General features: G+C 58.3%; 13 protein-coding genes and 1 pseudogene. 11 read left to right on the top strand and 3 right to left on the bottom strand.

The genetic code is table 11. The features are described from left to right. The 5 genes and pseudogenes from DPA2511_RS23985 to fhuB all read left to right on the top strand — a co-directional run. The coding region (locus tag DPA2511_RS23985) for an ATP-dependent helicase C-terminal domain-containing protein (protein WP_035049773.1) at window positions 1–953 on the top strand (953 nt) is incomplete at its 5' end. 388 nt (window positions 954–1,341) lie between these two features. After that, on the top strand, window positions 1,342–3,825 hold the full coding sequence (gene mrcB, locus DPA2511_RS14475) for a bifunctional glycosyl transferase/transpeptidase (RefSeq protein WP_015854497.1): 2,484 nt from the start codon (window positions 1,342–1,344) through the stop codon (window positions 3,823–3,825). Between the two features lie 282 nt (window positions 3,826–4,107). After that, window positions 4,108–4,905 (top strand): Fe3+-hydroxamate ABC transporter ATP-binding protein FhuC, encoded by a 798-nt coding sequence (gene fhuC, locus DPA2511_RS14470; RefSeq protein ID WP_015854496.1) that lies wholly within the window; start codon window positions 4,108–4,110, stop codon window positions 4,903–4,905. 2 nt (window positions 4,906–4,907) lie between these two features. After that, window positions 4,908–5,813, top strand: coding sequence for a Fe(3+)-hydroxamate ABC transporter substrate-binding protein FhuD (gene fhuD / locus DPA2511_RS14465; RefSeq protein WP_015854495.1), 906 nt, complete (start codon window positions 4,908–4,910; stop codon window positions 5,811–5,813). Window positions 5,814–5,815: 2 nt separating this feature from the next. After that, window positions 5,816–7,829 (top strand): annotated as a pseudogene (gene fhuB / locus DPA2511_RS21875) (Fe(3+)-hydroxamate ABC transporter permease FhuB). A gap of 194 nt (window positions 7,830–8,023) precedes the next feature. On the opposite strand, the gene hemL reads toward fhuB, so the two are convergent. Continuing rightward, on the bottom strand, window positions 8,024–9,304 hold the full coding sequence (gene hemL, locus DPA2511_RS14455) for a glutamate-1-semialdehyde 2,1-aminomutase (protein ID WP_015854493.1): 1,281 nt from the start codon (window positions 9,302–9,304) through the stop codon (window positions 8,024–8,026). A gap of 233 nt (window positions 9,305–9,537) precedes the next feature. On the opposite strand from hemL, the gene clcA reads away from it, so the two are divergent. Both clcA and erpA read left to right on the top strand, forming a co-directional pair. Beyond that, window positions 9,538–10,920 (top strand): H(+)/Cl(-) exchange transporter ClcA, encoded by a 1,383-nt coding sequence (gene clcA, locus DPA2511_RS14450; protein ID WP_026595203.1) that lies wholly within the window; start codon window positions 9,538–9,540, stop codon window positions 10,918–10,920. 84 nt (window positions 10,921–11,004) lie between these two features. Beyond that, window positions 11,005–11,349: an iron-sulfur cluster insertion protein ErpA gene (gene erpA / locus DPA2511_RS14445; RefSeq protein WP_015854491.1), complete on the top strand. Its 345-nt coding sequence runs from the start codon at window positions 11,005–11,007 to the stop codon at window positions 11,347–11,349. Window positions 11,350–11,423: 74 nt separating this feature from the next. Here erpA and btuF read toward each other — a convergent pair whose 3' ends face one another. Then, window positions 11,424–12,260 carry a vitamin B12 ABC transporter substrate-binding protein BtuF gene (btuF, locus tag DPA2511_RS14440; protein ID WP_023638407.1) on the bottom strand — a complete coding sequence of 279 codons (837 nt, stop codon included), beginning with the start codon at window positions 12,258–12,260 and terminating at the stop codon, window positions 11,424–11,426. A 13-nt stretch (window positions 12,261–12,273) separates the two neighbouring features. Then, window positions 12,274–12,975 (bottom strand): 5'-methylthioadenosine/S-adenosylhomocysteine nucleosidase, encoded by a 702-nt coding sequence (mtnN, locus tag DPA2511_RS14435; RefSeq protein ID WP_015854489.1) that lies wholly within the window; start codon window positions 12,973–12,975, stop codon window positions 12,274–12,276. Window positions 12,976–13,116: 141 nt separating this feature from the next. On the opposite strand from mtnN, the gene dgt reads away from it, so the two are divergent. The 4 genes from dgt to DPA2511_RS14415 all read left to right on the top strand — a co-directional run bounded on the left by dgt (window position 13,117) and on the right by DPA2511_RS14415 (window position 19,208). Beyond that, window positions 13,117–14,631: a dGTPase gene (dgt, locus tag DPA2511_RS14430; protein WP_023638406.1), complete on the top strand. Its 1,515-nt coding sequence runs from the start codon at window positions 13,117–13,119 to the stop codon at window positions 14,629–14,631. 334 nt (window positions 14,632–14,965) lie between these two features. Then, complete coding sequence (gene degP / locus DPA2511_RS14425) at window positions 14,966–16,396, top strand: serine endoprotease DegP (protein WP_015854487.1); 1,431 nt, start codon at window positions 14,966–14,968, stop codon at window positions 16,394–16,396. 281 nt (window positions 16,397–16,677) lie between these two features. Beyond that, complete coding sequence (locus tag DPA2511_RS14420) at window positions 16,678–17,835, top strand: CdaR family transcriptional regulator (protein WP_015854486.1); 1,158 nt, start codon at window positions 16,678–16,680, stop codon at window positions 17,833–17,835. 368 nt (window positions 17,836–18,203) lie between these two features. Then, window positions 18,204–19,208 carry a sulfate ABC transporter substrate-binding protein gene (locus tag DPA2511_RS14415; RefSeq protein WP_192459223.1) on the top strand — a complete coding sequence of 335 codons (1,005 nt, stop codon included), beginning with the start codon at window positions 18,204–18,206 and terminating at the stop codon, window positions 19,206–19,208. The last annotated feature ends 66 nt before the right edge of the window (window positions 19,209–19,274 follow it).

The following is a 19,274-nucleotide window of genomic DNA, read 5'->3' as shown; positions in this document are numbered from 1 at the left end:
CGGTTTTTCCCGATCGGGTGGCGCAACAGCGTTCCCGGGACGGTCGTTACCTGCTGGCTAACGGCACGGGCGCCAGCCTGCCGCCGGAGGAGGCGTTATCCGCCGCCGAATGGTTGATTGCGCCGGCGTTGATGCAGAGCCCGAACAGCGCCGATGCGCGGATTCAACTGGCGTTGGCGGTGGATATCGAGCGGCTGACGCAACATCATCCGGCGTTGGTGACACAGCAGAATCAGGTGCACTGGGATGCAGAAAAAGGTACCCTGCGCGCCAGCCGACGCACCCGACTCGGCGAATTAACGTTGCGCGTTCAGCCGCTGGCTAAACCTTCCGATGAGGAATGGCAACAGGCCATGCTGGGATGGATTCGTGAACAGGGACTGAGCGTGTTGAACTGGAGCGATAGCGCGACGCAACTGCGCCAGCGACTGCTCTGCGCCAGGCTCTGGTTGCCGGAGGTGGCCTGGCCGTTGGCGGATGATGACGCGCTGTTGGCGTCGCTGGATACCTGGTTGTCGCCGTCGTTGTCCGGTGTGCGCGATCGCCGGGCGCTGGAGCAGGTCGATCTGACCGACGCGCTATTGCGTCTGCTGGACTGGCCGTTGCGGCAACGCCTGGATAGCGCTTTACCCAGCCATTACACTGTGCCGGGCGGCAGTCGTTTGCCGATTCGTTATCAGTGGGAACAGCCGCCGGTGCTGGCGGTGCGTCTGCAGGAAATGTTCGGTGAGCGGCAAAGCCCATCGGTGGCGGAAGGGCGCGTGGTGCTGGTGCTGGAATTGTTATCGCCTGCGCAGCGGCCATTGCAGATTACCCGCGATCTGGCTGCGTTCTGGCAGGGCGCCTATCGTGAAGTACAAAAAGAGATGAAAGGGCGTTACCCGAAGCACGTCTGGCCGGATGATCCGGCGAACGCCATACCGACCAGACGAACCAAAAAGTATCAGCAATAGGGGAGTGCCACGGCTCGGGCCCTACCGGTTGTCTGTGGCTGGAGGCCGGGCCGGTTTCTTATCCGCCACATCCGTGTGGCTCGCTCGGGGAGCCGTCGCTGATGCGACGTTAAAAAACGCTCCCGGCGTTTTTTGTACTCGCCACATCCGTGTGGCTGGCTCGGGGAGCCGTCGCTGACGCGACGTTAAAAAACGCTCCCGGCGTTTTTTGTACTCGCCACATCCGTGTGGCTGGCTCGGGGAGCCGTCGCTGGCGCGACGTTAAAAAACGCTCCCGGCGTTTTTTTCAGATGTTTCCCTCTTCCGGGTATGGGAAGGGGGACGCAGAGTAGGCGGCCACGGCAGAGAATCCGCGGCCGTCAGTAACCTGATGGAGAAGTCACTGTAAATGTCTCGGGATGACCGCGAACCCATCGGACGCAAGGCAAGTGCGTCACGACGAAAACCTCTCCGCCGCCCGGCGGCCCGACGTCGTAAGGATGAAGACTATGACGACGAGTACGAGGAGTACGAAGACGATTATGACGACGATGATGAAGAGGAAGAAGCAATGAGCCGGCGGCCACGCAAGAAACGGCGTTTGCTGGGGCTGATGATTCGCCTGTTCCTGATCTTCGTGATTGTGATGTCGGCTTATGGCGTCTATCTCGACAGCGAAATTCGCGGCCGCATTGACGGCAAAGTCTGGCAGCTGCCCGCAACGGTTTATGGCCGCATGGTCAACCTTGAACCGGGCATGGCCTACAGCAAAAAGGAGATGGTCAACCTGCTGGAGGGCATGCAGTACCGCGAGGTTAATCGCATCACCCGGCCGGGTGAGTTCACCGTCCAGTCCAATAGTATCGAGATCCTGCGGCGACCGTTTGATTTCCCGGACGGCAAAGAAGGGCAGATCCGCGCCAAAATGACTTTCAGCAGCGATCGACTGCAACAAATCCAGAACCTCGAGAATCAGCGTAGCTTCGGGTTTTTCCGTCTGGATCCCAAGCTGATCACCATGTTGCAGTCGCCTAATGGCGAGCAGCGGCTGTTCGTGCAGCGTTCCGGTTTCCCTGATTTGCTGGTGCAGACGCTGATCGCGACCGAAGACCGCCATTTTTATGAACACGACGGCATCAGTTTCTATTCCATTGCGCGCGCGTTGGTGGCGAACCTGACGGCGGGGCGTGCGGTGCAGGGCGGCAGTACCCTTACCCAGCAGCTGGTGAAAAACCTGTTTTTGACCAACGAACGTTCGCTGTGGCGTAAGGCCAATGAGGCCTACATGGCGCTGATCATGGACTATCGCTACAGCAAGGATCGCATTCTGGAACTGTATCTGAACGAGGTTTATCTCGGTCAGAGCGGCAACGATCAGATCCGCGGTTTCCCGTTGGCCAGCCTGTATTATTTTGGCCGTCCGGTGAACGAGCTGAGTCTGGATCAACAGGCGATGCTGGTGGGGATGGTGAAAGGGGCGTCGCTGTACAACCCGTGGCGTAATCCGCAGGTGACGTTGGAGCGTCGTAATCTGGTGCTGAAATTGTTGCAAAATCAGCAAATTATCGATGAAGACCTGTACAACATGCTGAGCGCCCGCCCGCTGGGCGTGCAGCCGAAAGGCGGAGTCATCAGCCCACAGCCAGCGTTTATGCAGATGGTGCGCCAGGAACTGCAACAGCGGCTGGGCGATAAAGTCAACGATTTGTCCGGCGTGAAGATTTTCACCACGCTGGATCCGGTCTCGCAGGACGCTGCCGAGAAGGCGGTGAGCGACGGTATTCCGGCGCTGCGGGCGGCGCGTAATGTGCAGGATCTGGAGGCCGCCATGGTGGTGGTCGACCGGTTCAGCGGCGAGGTGCGCGCCATGGTGGGCGGTTCCGACGCGCAGTTCGCGGGCTTCAACCGAGCCATGCAGGCACGTCGACCGGTGGGGTCGCTGGCGAAACCGCCGACATACCTGACGGCGCTCAGCATGCCGGAGCGTTTCCGTCTGAATACCATTCTGGCGGATGAGCCGATATCGCTGAAGCAGCAGAATGGCACCATTTGGGAGCCTAAAAACTACGATCGTGAATTCCGCGGCCGGGTAATGCTGGTGGATGCGCTGGCCAACTCGCTCAACGTACCGACGGTTAATCTGGGGCTGGCCGTCGGGCTGGATCAGATTAGTGCCACCTTGCAACGGCTGGGCATACCGAAAGAGCAGATCCAAACGGTGCCCGCTATGCTGCTTGGGGCGATCAGCCTGACGCCGATGGAGGTGGCGCAGGAGTATCAGACCATTGCCAGCGGCGGCAACCGGGCGACGCTTTCGGCGCTGCGTTCGGTGATTGCCGAGGACGGCAAGGTTCTGTACCAGAGCTTCCCGCAGGCGGAACAGGCGGTGCCCAGCCAGGCGGCTTATCTGACGCTGTATGGCATGCAACAGGTGGTCGAACGCGGGACATCCCGGTCGCTGATGGTGAAATTCGGTAATTATCATCTGGCGGGGAAAACCGGTACCACTAACGATCTGCGCGACAGTTGGTTTGCCGGCGTCGACGGTAAAGAGGTTGTCATATCTTGGGTTGGACGCGATAACAACGGGCCGGCGAAGCTGACCGGCGCCAACGGCGCACTGACGATCTACCGTCGTTATCTGGAGAACGAGACGCCATTGCCGTTGATGCTGACGCCGCCGGAGGGGATCAGCACCATGTCGGTGGATGGCGGCGGCAACTTCATCTGTAACGGTAGCGCCGGACGTGCGCTGCCGGTATGGACGGACAACCCGCAGGCGCTGTGTCAGTCCAGCCAGCAGCCGCAGCCGGGAACGCCTGATAATCAGCCGGGCAGCCAGCAACAGGACAGCAGCGTACCGGATTGGATCCGTCAGATGTTCGGTAAGTAATCGCGGTATTTCATCGACCTATCTTCCAGACGCCCCGTCGGTTATCCGATGGGCGTTTTTTTTGTTAGCGGCGGCGGTTTCCGTGGGCTGTTTGGATCGCCATAAACCGGTGCCACCCGTCCGGGAATCCGGTCTGATTTATCATCGCAAGCGAGGCGACGCAGGGTTAAATCGGTTGCTAACCTCCCGTTCTTACGCCTATCATTCAAGATTGATAATAATCATTATCGTTCGCATCTTTGTGCGGTGCGTCATTGATCATCGCAACACCAAAAGACGGTTATGCAAAATAAAGACATCTCCTCAGGCGTGACGTTTCGGGTCGAAAACGTCAGTTTTTCCGTGGCGGATCGGGTGCTGTTGCATCCGCTGACGCTGACGTTCCCCGCCGGCCGCGTCTGCGGCCTTCTCGGTCACAATGGTTCCGGAAAATCCACCTTGCTGAAGATGCTGGGACGGCACCAATCTCCTGCATCGGGTGACATTCTGCTGTCGGAAACGGCGTTGTCGGCCTGGAACAATAAGTCGTTTGCCCGCCAGGTTGCCTATTTGCCGCAGCAACTGCCGGCCGCTGATGGCATGACGGTGCGCGAACTGGTCGCCGTGGGGCGCTACCCCTGGCATGGTGCGTTAGGGCGCCTTGGCCGCGAAGATCATCGTCATGTGGATGACGCCATCGATATGGTGGGATTGACGCCGTTCGCTCACCGGCTGGTGGATAGCCTTTCCGGCGGCGAGCGCCAGCGGGCATGGCTGGCGATGACTGTGGCGCAGGATAGCCGCTGTCTGCTGTTGGACGAGCCGACATCGGCGCTGGATATCGCGCATCAGGTGGAGGTGCTGGCGCTGATCCAGCGTATGAGCCAGCTGCGCGGTCTGACGGTGATCGCGGTACTGCACGACATCAACATGGCCGCGCGCTATTGCGATTATCTGGTGGCGTTGCGGCAGGGGCGGATTGTGGCACAGGGCACACCGGAGCAACTGATGCAGCCGCCGGTGCTGGAAGCGATTTACGGCATCCCGATGGGGGTTATGCCGCACCCGGCGCAGGGTACGCCGGTAAGTTTTGTGTGTTGATCATGACGATGATTTCACCGGTATTCCATCGACCAGACATCGTGCGTCGTCGTCTGTTGACGGCGATGCTGCTGGCTCCCTGGTGTTTTCCATTGCATGGTCGATCTTCGGCGCCGGAGATCGGGCGTATTGTGGCGCTGGAGTGGCTGCCGGTGGAATTACTGATGGCGCTGGGCGTTACCCCGTTCGGCGTGGCGGACGTGCATCACTACCGGCAGTGGGTTAACGCGCCGGTGTTGCCGGACAACGTTATCGATGTGGGGTTGCGTACCGAACCGAATCTGGAACTGCTGGCCCGTTTACGCCCGTCGTTGTTGCTCTATTCCGCCGGGTATGGCCCGTCGCCGGAGCAGTTATCGACGATTGCCCCTTCATTGAGCATTGCCTTCAGCGATGGCGGCAACCCGTTGCAGGTTGCGCGAGCATCGTTGGTGTCGCTGGCGGCTACACTCGGCCTTGGCGATGCCGCCGAGCGCCACCTGACGTTGTTTGCGCAATTCATGCAGCAAGCGCGTATCCGCCTGCAACCTTATACACACCGTCCTTTGTTGATGTTTTCCGTGGTGGATGATCGCCATGTCGTGGTCATCGGCAAGAACAGCCTGTTCCAGAATGTGCTGGATCAACTGGATATTGAAAATGCCTGGCAGGGAGAGACCAATTTCTGGGGCAGCGCCGTGGTGGGTATTGAGCAGTTGGCGACGGTCAGCAATGCCAATGCGATTTGTTTTGATCACGGTAACGATAGCCAGATGCTTCGTCTGGCGGCGTCACCGCTGTGGCAGGCGATGCCGTTTATTCGGGCGCGCCGCTGCCAGCGTGTCGAGCCGGTATGGTTTTATGGCGCGACGCTGTCGGCGATGCGACTTTGCCGGGTGCTAGAGCGGGCGATGGAGAACGCATCATGACTATGGCCAATACGGTCAATACCGTTTCTCCGGCGAAGCCCTCACCCTTGCTCGTTACCGTGTTGCTGGGGCTGCTGCTGCCGTCGATCGTTCTTTGCGGCTATAACCTGGGGCGGCAATTGCCGTTCTCGCTGTGGTTTGAGGGGCTGTTTGCGCCCGCCGACGACGATATTCGTCAGGTCTTATTCCATTACAGCCTGCTGCCGCGGCTGGCGCTGTCGTTATTGGTCGGCGCCGGGCTGGGGCTGGTGGGGGTGCTGTTTCAGCAGGTATTGCGTAATCCGCTGGCGGAACCTTCCACGCTGGGGGTGTCGACCGGTGCGCAATTGGGCTTGACGGTCGCCACCTTGTGGGCGTTGCCCGGCGGCGAGCTGACGGCGCAGTTGGCGGCGATGACCGGAGCCTTGCTGGTGGGCGGGCTGGTGTTCGGCGTGGCCTGGGGGCGGCGGCTGTCGCCGGTCACGCTGATTCTGGCGGGGTTGGTGCTCAGTCTGTATTGCAGCGCGGTGAGCCAGTTGCTGGCGCTGTTTCATTATGAGCAATTGACCAATCTGTTCCTGTGGAGCAGCGGCGCATTAAATCAGCAGGACTGGCAGGTGGTGAATCGGGTCTGGCCGATGTTGCTTGGCGGTTTGCTGATGGCGTCGCTGCTGGCTCGGCCGCTGACGTTGTTGGGCCTGGATGATGATGTGGCCCGCAATCTGGGGCTGGCGCTGGCGTTAATGCGCGCCGGCACGCTGCTGTTGGCCATTTTCCTGAGTGCGCAGTGGGTGAACGCGGCAGGTATTATCGGTTTTATCGGCCTGTTCGCTCCGCTGATGGCGAAAATGTTGGGGGCCAGACGCCTCAGCCAGCGGCTGTGGCTGGCCCCGTCGCTGGGCGCATTGCTGCTGTGTCTGACGGATCAACTGTTGCAATGGCTGGCGACGGTATGGCTCGATGTGCCGACCGGCGCGGCGACGGCGCTGCTGGGAGCGCCGTTGTTGTTATGGCTGTTGCCGCGTTTACGCACGTCCGTACCCTCGGCGGTGGCGGAAGGCCCTGTTGTGTTGCGGGAACGCGCTCACGTGGGGATGGTGGTGGCTGGCCGGCTTGGGGTTGACCGGGCTGGCGGTAGTGGCGGCGCTGTGTCTGGGGCGTGACGTCGGCGGTTGGTCTTGGGCGACGGGCGATGCGTTATCGTCGCTGTTGCCCTGGCGCTGGCCGCGGCTGCTGGCGGCATTGAGCGCCGGCGTGATGTTGGCGGTGGCGGGCGCGCTGATCCAGCGCCTGACGGGAAACCCGATGGGCAGCCCGGAGGTACTTGGGGTTAGCGCCGGTGCCGCGCAGGGCGTCGTCGTGCTGCTGTTTCTGATGCCGGGCGATGCGCTGACCTGGATGCTGCCCGCCGGTAGTGCGGGGGCGTTGGGCACGTTGCTGATGATTATGCTGACGGCGGGGTGGGGCGGCGTCTTTTCCTCGCAGCGCATGTTATTGGTGGGGATCGCCATCGGTACGGCGTTTACCACGTTGATCAGTCTGGTACTGGCGAGCGGCGATCCGCGTTCCGGTATGCTGTTGACCTGGCTTTCCGGTTCTACGTATCGGGTTACGCCTGTTCAGGCGTTGGTATCGGCGCTGGCTGCATCGTCGCTCGTGGTGGTTGTGCCGTTATGTCAACGCTGGTTGCAACTGCTGCCGCTGGGGACGATGACGGTACGTTCGCTCGGTATGGCGGCGACGCCGGTACGACTGGCGATACTGGCGCTGGCGTCGGTGCTGACGGCGGTCGCGACCATGGTTGTCGGCCCGATGAGTTTTGTCGGCCTGATGGCGCCGCATCTGGCGCGCATGCTGGGTTTTAACCGCGTGGTACCGCAGATGGCGTTTGCCGCGCTGCTGGGCGGCGGGTTGATGACGCTGGCGGACTGGTGTGGCCGCACGCTGTTGTTTCCGAACCAGATCCCGGCCGGGTTGCTAGCGACGTTTATCGGCGCGCCTTATTTTATCTGGCTGCTGCGCCGTCAGGCCCGGTAAATACGTATGCCGATGGGAGTCACCGTGGCGAGCGCGTCGTCGCCGGTATTGCGGTGAGTGGGTTATCACATTCGCCGCTTGACCTGAGGGTATGCAACTCGATGTTCAGCCGGTGATGCCGAAGCGGTCTGGTAAAGGAAATGCGGCGGGGCAAGTTGGCCCGCCGCATTGGCGTGAGGCAACCTGGCGATACGTTACAACTGGGCGAAGCAACGACGAGCGGCGGCAACGGTCTGCTCGATATCCTGCCCGGTATGCGCCAGCGACATGAACCCGGCTTCAAAGGCGGACGGCGCCAGATAGACGCCTTCCGCCAGCATCAGGTGGAAGAACCGCTTGAAACGTTCCACATCGCAGGTCAACACATCCTGATAGCTGGCAATACGTTTGGCATCGGTGAAGAACAGGCCAAACATGCCGCCGACGTGATTGACGACCAGCGGAATATTTTCCGCGCGGGCCGCATCCAGCAGCCCCTGCGCCAATTGTTGGGTTAACGCGGTCAACTGCTGGTGTACGCCGGGCTTGGCGACCTCGGTCAGGCAGGCGAAACCGGCCGCCATGGCGATAGGGTTGCCTGACAGCGTACCGGCCTGATAGACCGGCCCGGTCGGCGCCAGTGCTTCCATGACGTCGCGCCGGCCGCCGAATGCGCCGACCGGCATCCCGCCGCCGATAATTTTACCCAGACAGGTTAGATCAGGTTTGACGCCGTAATGGGCTTGCGCGCCGCCCAGCGCCACGCGGAACCCGGTCATCACTTCATCGATAATCAGCAGTGCGCCGAATTCGTCGCACAGCGCCCGCAACCCCGGCAGAAACGCCGGCAGCGGCGGTACGCAGTTCATATTGCCGGCGACCGGTTCGACGATAATGGCGGCGATGTCTTGCGGGTATTGCTCGAACGCCGCACGAACCGAAGCCAGGTCGTTGTAGGTGCAAGTCAGCGTATGACGGGCGAAATCAGCCGGTACGCCGGGCGAGTTGGGTTGGCCCAGCGTCAGCGCGCCGGAACCCGCTTTGACCAGCAGGCAATCGGCATGACCGTGGTAGCAGCCCTCGAATTTGATGATTTTGTCGCGACCGGTAAAACCACGCGCCAGTCGAATCGCGCTCATAGTGGCTTCGGTGCCTGAATTGACCATGCGCACCATGTCTATACTCGGCACCAGCGATGTCACCAACCGTGCCATGGTGACTTCCATTTCGGTTGGCGCACCAAAACTCAGGCCGCGCTCGGCAGCGGCGATCACCGCCTGACGGATCGCCGGATGGTTATGACCCAGCACCATCGGCCCCCAGGATCCGACATAGTCGATATAGGCCTTGCCGTCTGCGTCATAGAGCCTGGCCCCTTCGGCTCGTTCGATAAACAGCGGTACGCCGCCGACGCCGTTGAATGCGCGCACCGGCGAGTTGACGCCGCCGGGAATCAACTGCCGCGCGGCGGCATACAGACTTTCAGATTTATTCATTACGGATCCCTGACTTGAAGAATTGCATAGCGGTGGCGCTCATTCTAATCGAGTGATACACCCTGTGTCCCTCCGCAATGCGTTGTGTCTAAAAGAAATAGATGGGGAAGAGGGATGACGCGGTGAAATCATTGGCTACATTTCGCTGCCGGATCAACGTGTTTTATGCTGGGCAAGGCCGGGATTGAGGCTCTAGAATGTTTCGCCATGTTTGGCTTTTTTCTGATAACGGCATGTTTTCTTCTTCTGTTGCTGTACCGCTACGGCGCGAGGCTATCCGGCATATTCTTCGGCGCGATAAAACGCCGGTACTCATTCTGATATTGGCGGCAATCACCGGGACGTTGGTCGGTTTCGTCGGCGTGGGTTTTAATCAGGCGGTGAGTTGGGTGTACCAATCACGAACCGAATGGTTATCCGGATGGGGCGGATCTTACTGGGTCTGGCCGATGGCGATGGTGGTCTCGGCATTACTGGCGATGGCGGGGTACTGGCTGGTGCGTCGTTTTGCACCGGAAGCGGGCGGTTCCGGCATTCCGGAAATCGAAGGCGCGCTGGAGGATATGCGCCCGGTGCGCTGGTGGCGGGTGCTGCCGGTGAAGTTTTTCGGCGGTATGGGGACGCTGGGCGCGGGTATGGTGCTGGGGCGTGAAGGGCCGACGGTACAAATCGGTGGGAATGTCGGCGGCATGGTGGCGGATCTGTTCCCGCTGCGCCGTGCCGATATCCGCCATTCGTTGCTGGCGACTGGGGCGGCAGCCGGGCTGACCGCTGCATTCAATGCGCCGTTGGCGGGGATTCTGTTCATTATTGAAGAGATGCGCCCGCAGTTCCGCTATAACCTGATTTCCATCAAAGCGGTGTTTATCGGCGTGATCATGGCCAGCATCGTATACCGGTTTTTCCAGGGGGATGAGGCGGTTATTGATGTCGGCCGTCTGGCATCGGCGCCGGTAGGGACGTTATGGCTTTATCTGCTGTTGGGTGCGCTGTTCGGCGCCGTAGGTGTCTTATTTAACGCGCTGGTACTGGGTGCGCAGGCGCGATTTATCCGTTTCCATGGCCATTCCATGCGTCGTTTTTTGATGATTGGCGCATTGGTCGGGGGCGTGTCCGGTTTATTGACATTGGCGTTCAGTGAGGCGACTGGCGGCGGTTTTGCGCTGATCCCGGCCGCTGCCGCCGGGCAATACGGCATTGCTATGCTGTTGGCGATTTTTGTCGCGCGAGTCGGCATGACGCTGCTCTGTTTTAGCTCCGGCGCGCCGGGCGGTATTTTTGCGCCCATGTTGTCGCTGGGAACGTTGTTGGGCGCCGCTTTCGGCATGACGTGCGGCCATGTATTCCCCGATTATGGATTGAGCGCTGGAACTTTCGCCGTCGCCGGGATGGGGGCGTTGTTCGCCGCCTCGGTGCGCGCGCCGTTGACCGGCATCGTACTGGTGCTGGAAATGACGAATAACTATCAGTTGATTCTACCGATGATCATCACCTGCCTCGGCGCTACGCTGGTGGCGCAGTTTCTGGGCGGCAAACCGCTGTATTCATCGATTTTGGCCCGCACGTTGCAGCGGCAGATGGAGGCTGACGCCGCCGCCGCATCGGGCAAGCCTTGAACGCGCTGGAGGGGTGGTGGATAATGAGACGATATAACAGGGGCTGACAACGTATGGCCCGATATTTGGCTGGGAGTAAGTGAAATGAGCGACGATGTAGCATTGCCTCTGCAGTTTACCGATGCGGCGGCGAATAAGGTGAAACTCCTGATTGCTGATGAAGAAAATCCAGAACTGAAACTCCGGGTGTATATCACCGGCGGTGGTTGCAGCGGTTTCCAGTATGGTTTTACGTTCGACGACAAAGTGAACGACGGGGACATGACCATTGAGAAACAGGGCGTGTCGCTGGTCGTGGATCCGATGAGCCTGCAATATCTGCTCGGCGGTTCGGTGGATTATACGGAAGGGCTGGAAGGAGCCCGGTTTGTCGTCCATAACCCTAACGCCAAAACAACCTGTGGTTGTGGTTCGTCATTCAGCGTTTGACGGTTGACGTCTGCAATAAAAACCCGTGGCCTTCAGGGCGCACGGGTTTTTTTATGGTGAAAACCAGCATGCCGTTAGCGCGGTATCACCGCTAATTTGTCACACAGTTGTTTAGCCGCCAGCATCAGTCTGGGGCCGGGACGACTGAACTCGTCTGCGTTTAGCGCTATCACCCGGACATCCAGCGCCGGCTGCCAGAATGTGCGCGTTTTTTCCTCGATATCCACATCCACCGGCGCGCCGATCACAATGGCCTGCGGTTGACGGCGAATCACCTGTTCGCGGCTGACTTGCGGCCAGGCGACGGTGCTATCGGCAAAAATATTCTCGCCGCCGCACAGGGCTACAACCTGGCTTTGTAATGTGGCGCGGGATGAGGTGAACAGCGGTTGGGCGCCGAACTGCAGAAATACCCGCAACGGCGGGGTGGCGGCATAACGCTGCGCCAGCGCCTGCCACTGTGCCCGGAACGACCGGGCCGACTGTCTGGCAATCTCAGGATGCGGGCTGTAGGCCGCCAGTTGCTCCAACTGGCGTGGAATCTCCTCCAGCGTCGTCGGGTCGAGATAAATGATCGGTATGCCGAAGGCCGCCAGTTGTTCTAACGGCCGCTGGGCGTTGCCGCCGCGCCAGGCCAGAATCAGATCTGGTTTCAAAGCCAGAATGCGTTCAATGTTGATGCCCTGCCAGTTCGCCACCTGTTCAATATGCTTTGCGGCGTCGGGATAATCCGACCAGGCGCTGACCCCGACCAACTGCTCGCCGAGTCCGGCGGCGTAAGCCATTTCGGTGGCGTGCGGCGCCAGGCTGACCACCCGCTGTGCGAGGGCGGACGCCTGTCCGGGCGACCACCACCACAGCATCAACAGCATCAATACAGAGAAACGACGGCGTCGGTATGGCGAAGACATATTCGACGGCGATTTAGCGAGGCTGCGCCAGCGATTGCAGCATGTGTTCCACCATCTGGGTAGATTGCTGGGCGGCGGTGGCCAAAAATTCGTCGAAGCTGAGATGAGATTCCTGATCGGCGACATCGGATATGGCGCGCACGACCACGAAAGGTACGCCAAACTGGTGACAGACATGGCCGATGGCGGTGGCTTCCATCTCAACGGCTATCGCCTGCGGGAACGTCTGGCGAATGCGAGCCAGCGGTTCCTTGCCGTTGATGAAGGCATCGCCGCTGACCACCAGCCCGCTCACGGCATTCAGTTTGAGGCTGGCGATGGACTGCCGGGCCAGTGTAATCAGGTTGGGATCGGCGGTAAAAGCGGCCGGGCAGCCGGCCATTTGCCCCGGCGCATACCCAAAGGCGGTGACGTCGGCGTCGTGATAGCGCACTTCATCGGAAACCACGATATCGCCGACGTTTAGCGATGACGCCAGACCGCCGGCAGAGCCGGTGTTGATCACCACATCCGGCTGGAAGTGTTCAAGCAGCAGCGTGGTGCCCAATGCGGCGGCCACTTTACCGATGCCGGATTTCAATACCGCCACGTCTACGCCGTGCAACTGGCCGCTGTAAATTTCGCAGCCTGCGCGCTGGAAGGTCTGGCGGTTCTGAATCTGATCCCGCAGCAGGATTACTTCTTGCTCCATCGCGCCAATAATGCCAACTTTCATAAGGTTCCCCACAGATTTGCCAGAAATAACAGGAGTGTCATGGCGGCTAGTCTATCATGGCTGGAGCGGCAGCGAGAACGCGGCGACAGGATGGGCGAAGGGGAGCGATGACGCAGGCACAGCATGGGATGGAGAACAAATATGTCTGATATCGATTTTGCGCGGAAGATCAGTTTTCAGCGTCCGTTCAGTCAACCGATTAGCGCCGAGAATGAAGACGATATTATTCGCCAGTTTGAGAGCGACCGGGGGCGCATCATCAACTCCGCCGCCATCCGGCGGTTACAGCAGAAAACGCAGGTCTTCCCGCTGGAGCGTAATGCCGCGGTGCGTTCCCGTTTGACGCATTCGATGGAGGTGCAGCAGGTGGGGCGCTATATCGTCAAGGAGGTGATGAAGCGCCTGCGCAAATCCGGCCAACTTCAGACGCTGGGACTGGCGCGGTTTGAAACGCCGTTCGAGAGCCTGGTGGAGATGGCTTGCCTGATGCACGATATCGGTAATCCGCCGTTCGGCCACTTTGGTGAAGCCGCATTGAATAACTGGTTCACACAGCGTCTTGACCCGGCGTTCGCTCATTCCGATACCGGCCGGGAGGATGCCTGTCAGGTGCCTTGTCTGCAGTTGCGCTCGGGCCAGGAAGAATTGAACCGGCTTCGCTTGCGCATTCGCCAGGACCTCAGCCATTTCGAAGGCAATGCCCAGGCGATTCGGTTGGTGCATACCTTGCTGAAACTGAATCTGACCTATGCCCAGGTCGGCTGTATTCTCAAATACACCCGGCCGGCCTATTGGCAGGACGATGTGCCCGCTGTTTATCGTTACTTGATGAAAAAACCGGGCTTTTATCTGGCGGAAGAACCGTTTGTGAGAACACTGCGGCGCGAACTGAATATGGGTGAGTATCAGCGTTTCCCACTGACCTACATCATGGAGGCGGCGGATGACATCTCCTATTGCATCGCGGATCTGGAGGATGCGGTGGAGAAAGATATTGTCTCTGTCGATCGTCTCTACCAGTTTATGTGCGCCGTTTGGGGCGACGTGAAACCGGGCGATCTATTCAGCGATACCATCGGCCGCGCTTTTGAGTCGATGTCGCGTCGCCGCTGGCGCAGCGAAAACGATCAGTTCTTCATGAATTTGCGCGTCAACACCGTAGCGAGTCTGGTGCCCCACGCCGCACAGCGTTTTATCCGTAATCTGCCTGCCATTTTTGACGGCAGTTTTAATCAGTCCCTGCTGGAAGATGACGGGCCGCACAACAGATTATTAAAGGTTTTTAAAGAAGTCGCAGTGAAACATGTATTTAATCACCACGAAGTCGAGCAGTTGGAACTGCAGGGATACCGGGTGATCGGTGGCTTGCTGGATATTTACTCTCCGCTGTTGAACATGCCGTATGAGGATTTCCGCAAACTGGTGGCGGAGGAATCGCACCGCGGCTACCCCATAGAAACCCGCCTTTATCACAAACTGTCGCGCAAACATTGCCTGGCCTATTGCGAAGCGACCGAAGGCACGGCGAGGCTTTCGGCGGCGGAGCAAGAAGTTTGGGAATACTACTACCGTGCCCGCCTGATTCTGGATTACATCAGTGGTATGACCGATCTCTACGCTTACGATGAGTACCGTCGGCTGATGGCGGCGGACTAGGCTGCATTTTGTCATTATTGCATCGCCGGTACCGCCTTTTAACGCGGTTGTCGGCACACAAAACAAGGTGTGTCGTGGCTTGGCGTGCGGCCCAATGCGTGGTTGCAAAACGTGGCGAGTTTTGTAAATTCGGACAATATTTACTTACGCTTCACTGCCTTGCGTAAGGTGAACTCCACTGCGCATAGTGAGTCCATACAGTACGACTTTCCGGGTGAAGCGCGGGTGGGCTATTTCCACTATGTCGGCCTGCGGCTGACGTCTGACGATAAACACGGCGTCAGGCGAGCGTTGCCCGATATTTACCGGTTGACTGAATGTGAGACATATTGCGATGAAAAGAAAATCATTGATGTTGAGCGCGCTGGCGCTGAGTCTGGCGATGGCTGTCGGTACGCTGCCTGCCGCTGCGGCGGAATCGGTTTCTTCCTCCAGTACGCAACTGCCCAGTTTGGCGCCGATGCTGGAGCAGGTGATGCCTTCCGTGGTGAATGTCTACGTCGATGGACATACGGCGGCGGCCAAACGCGCGAATGTACCGCCGCAGTTGCAGCCGTTCTTCGGCGAAAATTCACCGTTCTGTCAGGAAGGGTCGCCTTTCCAATCCTCGCCGATGTGTCAGGGCGACGATGAGGAGGGGGATGCTGCGCCGCAGCAAGCGTTTCAGGCGCTGGGCGCCGGGGTGATCATCAATGCCGCTAAAGGCTATGTCGTGACCAATAACCATGTGGTGGATAACGCGGATAAGATTCAGGTGCGCCTGAACGATGGCCGTAAGTATGACGCCAAGGTGATTGGTAAGGATCCGCGCTCAGACGTGGCGTTGATTCAGTTGCAGGACTTCAGCAATCTGACGGCGATTCACATCGCCGATTCCGATCAACTGCGCGTCGGCGATTATGCGGTCGCGATCGGCAACCCTTACGGGCTGGGCGAAACCGCGACGTCCGGCATCATTTCCGCATTGGGGCGCAGCGGCCTGAATATTGAAAATTATGAAGATTTCATTCAGACGGACGCCGCCATCAACCGGGGTAACTCCGGCGGGGCGTTGGTCAATCTGAATGGTGAACTGATTGGTTTGAATACCGCAATCCTGGCGCCGAGCGGCGGTAATGTCGGCATCGGTTTCGCCATTCCCAGCAACATTGTGAAGAATCTGGTCAGCCAGATTGTGGAGTACGGCGAGGTGAAACGCGGTGAACTGGGTATTCTGGGCACCGAATTGAACGCCGATCTGTCCAAAGCGATGAAACTGGATACCCAGCGCGGTGCGTTCGTCAGCCAGGTACAGCCGAACTCCGCGGCGGCGAAAGCCGGGATCAAAGCCGGGGATGTCATTGTTTCCCTTAACGGCAAGGCGATAAGCAGTTTCGCCGCACTACGGGCTCAAGTCGGCTCTCTGCCGGTGGGGAGTTCGCTGTCGCTGGGGTTGATTCGCGATGGTAAACCCGTGACGGTGAATGTCACTCTACAGCAGAGCGCGCAAACGCAGGTGGCTTCGGGAAATCTGAATTCAGCCATTGAAGGGGCCGAACTGAGTAATACTCAGGTGAACGGTCAAAAAGGCGTGCGGGTCGACCAGGTGAAACCGGGTTCTGCCGCGGCGCGTATTGGTCTGAAGCCGGATGACGTCATTCTTGGGGTTAATCAACAGCCGGTCGAAAATATTGGTGAACTGCGCAAGATTATTGACAGTAAACCGCCGGTGTTGGCGTTGAATATTCGTCGTGGCGATACGGTACTTTATCTGTTGATTCAATAAATCGGCGCGAATTTGCTGAATGCCAGCCGACTGACAACCGGGATGCGAGGAGGATTGCCGGGGGAGATCGCTCCCCCGGCTTTCTTCTTTTAGAGCAGGCCTGGGCCAGCGGCCTGACCGACATAGCTGTTTTTTACGGCGGTCAGCCGGTTCTCCCCACTATTTTGTGATTTCATCCACAAATCCTATGCGATACGCCAGTTTTCATGCAGTTGCATAATGTGTGAGGGAATTCACAACGTTATGCTGGTGCAAATGTCTCTGTCTTTCCTGAGGTTGAAATGGCGTCCTACCATCTAAATGCCAAACTGGCGCAGGATATCGTTGCGCGAACCATGCAGATTATTGATAGCAATATCAATGTGATGGATGCAAGAGGGCGCATCATCGGCAGCGGTGACAGAGAGCGTATTGGGGAATTGCATGAAGGGGCGTTATTGGCATTGTCGCAAGGCCGCGTGGTGGATATTGACGAAGCGGTAGCCCGCCACCTGCAAGGGGTACGGCCCGGCGTCAACCTGCCGTTGCGCATTGATGGCGAGATTGTCGGGGTCATCGGCTTGACCGGTAATCCCGGTCAATTGCGTCAGTATGGCGAACTGGTATGTATGACTGCGGAGATGATGCTGGAGCAGGCCAGATTGCTGCATATGCTGGCACAGGACAGCCGCCTGCGCGAGGAACTGGTGCTGAACCTGATTCGTACTGATGAATTGTCCCCGGCGCTGATGGAATGGGCGCAGCGGCTGGGCATTGATCTGAATCAGCCGCGCGTGGTCGCGGTGGTGGAAGTGGACAGCGGGCAACTGGGCGTAGATAGCGCCATGGCGGAATTGCAGCAACTGCAGACGTTGTTGACGACACCGGAACGGAACAATCTGATCGCCATTGTATCGTTGACGGAAATGGTGGTGCTGAAGCCCGCGTTGACCAGCCACGGTCGCTGGGATGCGGAAGACCATCGTCGTCGCGTGGATACGCTGCTCTCGCGCATGGAAGAGAGTAGCCGTTTGCGCGTCAGAGTGGCGTTGGGGAACTATTTCTCCGGTTCGGGCAGTATCGCCCGTTCTTATCGTACCGCACGTACTACCATGAGCGTCGGTAAGCAACGAATGCCGGCGCAACGTAGTTATTTTTATCAGGATTTGATGTTGCCCGTACTGCTCGACAGCCTGCGCGGCGGCTGGCAGGCCAACGAGTTGGTGCGCCCGCTGGCGCGTTTGAAGGCGATGGACAGTAATGGTTTGCTGCGTCGGACGCTGAATGCCTGGTTTCGGCAGAATGTTCAGCCGGGGGCTACAGCCAAAGCATTGTTTATTCACCGTAATACATTGGAGTATCGTCTTAATCGCATTTCGGAACTAACGGGTCTGGATTTGAGCAGTTTTGATGATCGTCTGTTGCTGTATATCGCGCTGCAATTGGATGAAGACCAGTAATCCAGTACATGATGTGTATGGATGGGACGCGGCATAGCGCAGTTCTCTTCCGATGGATAAATGGCGGCGATTTTACTCCCGCCATGAATGGCCCTAACGGCGTATTTTTAGATTTAAAATGATGGTTAACGCCATGACAATATAACGAGACTGCATAAATTATCCCTAAAGGGTATTTTTGTCCTCCCCCTCTTATCCACTATTGTCCCTTCCATAGTTAAAAACCGGCGGCGGCCTCATTGCGAGTAAACGCCAGTTTGTTCGATGATATTCATGACACGTTACGGTTCCCCTGGCGCACTTTTCCAACCGCCGGCGGCCCGGGAAGATTATACAAATGACTATTTAGGGAGTGAGGATTCATGTCTATGCGCCGTCTGGGAGTATCGCTGGCTACCGCCGCACTGTTATTTTCCGGAATAGCTTCTGCCGCTACGGAACTGTTGAATGTTTCTTATGATCCGACCCGTGAACTGTATCAGCAATACAACGCGGCGTTTATCAAACACTGGAAAGCTACCACGGGTGAAGATATCACCATCAGGAATTCGCATGGCGGGTCGGGTAAACAGGCGCGCTCAGTCATCGACGGCCTGCAGGCCGATGTGGTGACGTTGGCGTTGGCGGGTGATATTGATGCGCTCAACCTTAACCAGCAACTGATCGATCCGAAATGGCAGGCGCGGCTGCCGGAAAACAGTACGCCTTATACCTCGGCCATCGTCTTTCTGGTGCGCAAAGGAAACCCGAAGCATATCAAGGACTGGGGTGATTTGATCAAACCGGATGTACAGGTGATTACGCCAAACCCGAAGACCTCCGGCGGCGCGCGTTGGAATTTTCTGGCGGCCTGGGCATACGCTAAACACTTGCCGGGCGGTACGGACGACAGTGCGTTGACGTTCGTGACTGAGCTTTACAAGCATGCTCCGGTGCTGGATACCGGCGCGCGTGGCGCAACCATCAGCTTCGTGCAACGCCAGTTGGGCGATGTGTTGATTGCCTGGGAAAACGAAGCTTACCTGTCGTTGCAGGAGCAGGGGGGCGATCAGCTAGAAATCGTCACGCCTTCCATTTCCATTCTGGCGGAACCGCCGGTCGCGGTTGTGGATGCCGTGGTGGAACGTAAAGGCACTCGTAAACAGGCGGAAGCCTACCTGGATTATCTCTATAGCGAAGAGGCTCAGCGTATTATCGCGAAAAACTTCTATCGTCCGCGTAATGCCAAAGTGGCGGAAGAATTTAAATCCCAGTTTGCCCCGGTGAAACTGGTGACGATCGACGGCGAGTTTGGTGGTTGGAAGCAGGCTCAGCCTAAATTCTTCGATGATGGCGGTGTCTTCGACGCTATTTTCAAACAGATCAATAAATAACGTATTGATGGATTGCTGAAACCGTCCTTATTGGGACGGTTTTGTCACGCTGGATGTCTGCATGGC

This window comes from Musicola paradisiaca NCPPB 2511 (genome assembly GCF_000400505.1).
Taxonomy (GTDB): domain Bacteria; phylum Pseudomonadota; class Gammaproteobacteria; order Enterobacterales; family Enterobacteriaceae; genus Musicola; species Musicola paradisiaca.
Note: the sequence above shows the minus strand (reverse complement) of the source record. Positions and strands in the feature narration are given on the sequence as shown.